Origin of the sequence: Bifidobacterium sp. UBA6881, assembly GCA_002451435.1 — a bacterium.
Lineage (GTDB): Bacteria > Actinomycetota > Actinomycetes > Actinomycetales > Bifidobacteriaceae > Bifidobacterium.
In genome coordinates this window covers 13,694-16,019 of record DKCF01000014.1, presented here as the reverse complement: position 1 = coordinate 16,019, position 2,326 = coordinate 13,694, and the positions used below count along the sequence as shown (strand labels likewise).

Here is a 2,326-nt window from a genome sequence, read left to right as displayed (position 1 = left end):
GTGGCTGGAGTGGAAGGAGCGTGCGGAGCGGATGGAACGGATGATGCGGCTGGAGTGAGTGAGGTGCGCGAAGCAGGTGGTGTGGAGGGAGTGTGCGGAGAGGATGCTGCGGCTGGAGTGGATGAAACGTGCGAAGCAGGTGGAGCGGCCGTGGCGGATGGCGTGGCTGGAGCCTGCGGGGAGGATGCCGTGGATGAAATGTACGAAGCGGAAGAACCCATATCATGATGCTAGCGTGATGCATCTCGCCTATGGAAAACGGGTCCCGTCGGCTTCCCGGCATCGTGCGCTTCCGTGTGTCCAAATACATCCCTGCAGGTGCGAAATATCACATTATGAGACAGGTGCGCAGACTTGTCAAAAATAAAAATGGCGGAATTCCGCCGTTTTTTCGATGACTATACCAATTTGATTCAAAAATCAAGACTGTTCTTCCGAAAATTTTCTTTTTATCTTATGGTTCTGGCGCGGCAATGACCGCGCCGGGCAAGTGAGAGAGAGGAAAGGTTCGGTTCCATGCCAGCTCGCAGCGTGCGTCGATTCGCGTCGGATTCCCGAGAATTCGTTCCCAATCGTCTGATCGCGGCGTTGATGCTCGCGCTCGCCATGGTGCTGGTGGCCGTCATGCTGCCGCAGCAGGCGTTCGCGGCCGATGATTCGCAGACCGATTTCGATTCATGGACCGAGGTCGCGCAGAACATTGAGCAGCAGTTGCAGACCGCCGAGCGGCATTACGATTCCGGCGACTACGGCCAGGCCGGCACCGCGTTCCAAACCGCGCACTGGATCGGCTACGACGCCTCCAACTTCTCGAAGGCGGTCAACGACACCATTTCCGCGGACAAGCAGACCGCCCTGCTCAAGCAGTTCACCGATTTGGAAGGACTTGCCTACCAGCAGGGCCAGGGCGAGGCGATCGCATCCGGAATCGAGACGTTGAACGCCGAACTCGAATCCACCGCGCAGACGCTTGACGCCAATACCGGTCTCGCGAATCCGCGAGAATACGCGAAGCAGCGTGCCGCCGAAACCGCGGCAGAGCGCAAGAAGCTCGACGCGGCCAAGAAGAATTCCTCCAAGGGCAAGGGCGACCGCACTTGGAGCGAAGTCGCCAAGGAAATGAACGTCATCCTCGACAAGGCGTACAAGGCCGCGGTCTCGGGCAAGGGTTCGGAGGGCTCCAGCCTCGTCAACAACGCCTACTACCAGTATTACGAAAAACTCGGTTTCGAGAAGAACGTGATGAACGCGATCTCCGGCAACCGCGTCTCACAGGTCGAATACCAGTTCAAGATGACCCGCAAGACCATGCGCGACGGCGGCTCCGACAAGGAAATCAAGAAGCTCGTCGACGACCTGAAAAGCTGGCTTGTGGAAGATGCGGCGACGCTCGACGGCGGCGCGTCCGATGACGCCAACGGCTTCACGAAGCTCATCACCAGCTCCGCCGGCCAGGCGTTCCTCATCCTGATCCGCGAGGGTCTGGAAGCGCTGCTCGTCGTGGCCGCGGTGATCGCGTATCTCGTCAAATCCGGCAACAAGCGCTTCACCAAGTGGATTTACCTCGGCGTGCTCGCGGGTCTTGCGGCTTCGGGGCTGATCGCGGTGCTGTTCACGTTCCTGTTCGGCGGCTCCGGCCCGATCCAGGAGATCTCCGAGGGCGTGTGCGCGCTGATCGCGATGGTCATGCTGCTGTGGACCAGCAATTGGATGCTCAACAAAAGCTCCGTCGAATCCTGGAACCGGTATATCCGCAACAAAACCGAGGCGGCCGTGGCCAATGCGCGCGCCGACAAGGGCGTGGGCTTCGGCATGATCGCCTCGCTCGCTTTGCTGAGCTTCCTCGCGGTGTTCCGCGAAGGCGCCGAAACGGTGATCTTCTACGAATCGATCTATTCGATGAGCCAGGATTCGCACGGCATGTGGGTCGGTGGCATCGCCGCGGCCGTGGTGCTGCTCGTGATCTTCTTCGTGTTGCGATTCACCTCGGTGAAGATTCCGATCGGCCCGTTCTTCCTCGTCACGTCGATTTTGATGGCCGTGCTGGTCGTCATCTTCGCGGGCGGCGGCGTGCACGCGCTGATCGAAGGCGACCTCGTCGAAGGCACATATCTGAGCAGCGTGCCGACCAACGATTGGATCGGCCTGTATCCGTATGCCGAAACGATCGCGGCGCAGATCGTCGCGGCGATCGCCGTGGTCGTGCTGTTCGTCGTCGGCTTCGCGAAGCAACACAGATCGAAGGCAGCGCAGGAAGCCGCTGCTGCCGTGGCCATCGCGGGTGATTCCTCCACCGAGCATACGGTATCGAACGGAACGGTTTCGG

1 protein-coding gene is annotated in these 2,326 nt (G+C 60.0%); it reads left to right on the top strand.

All coding sequences use genetic code 11. The annotated features are described in order from the left end of the window. Positions 1–516 precede the first annotated feature (516 nt). Positions 517–2,326, top strand: a 1,810-nt coding sequence (locus B3C64_RS01110) for an FTR1 family protein (protein ID WP_349679941.1), incomplete at its 3' end; no start/stop codon positions are given.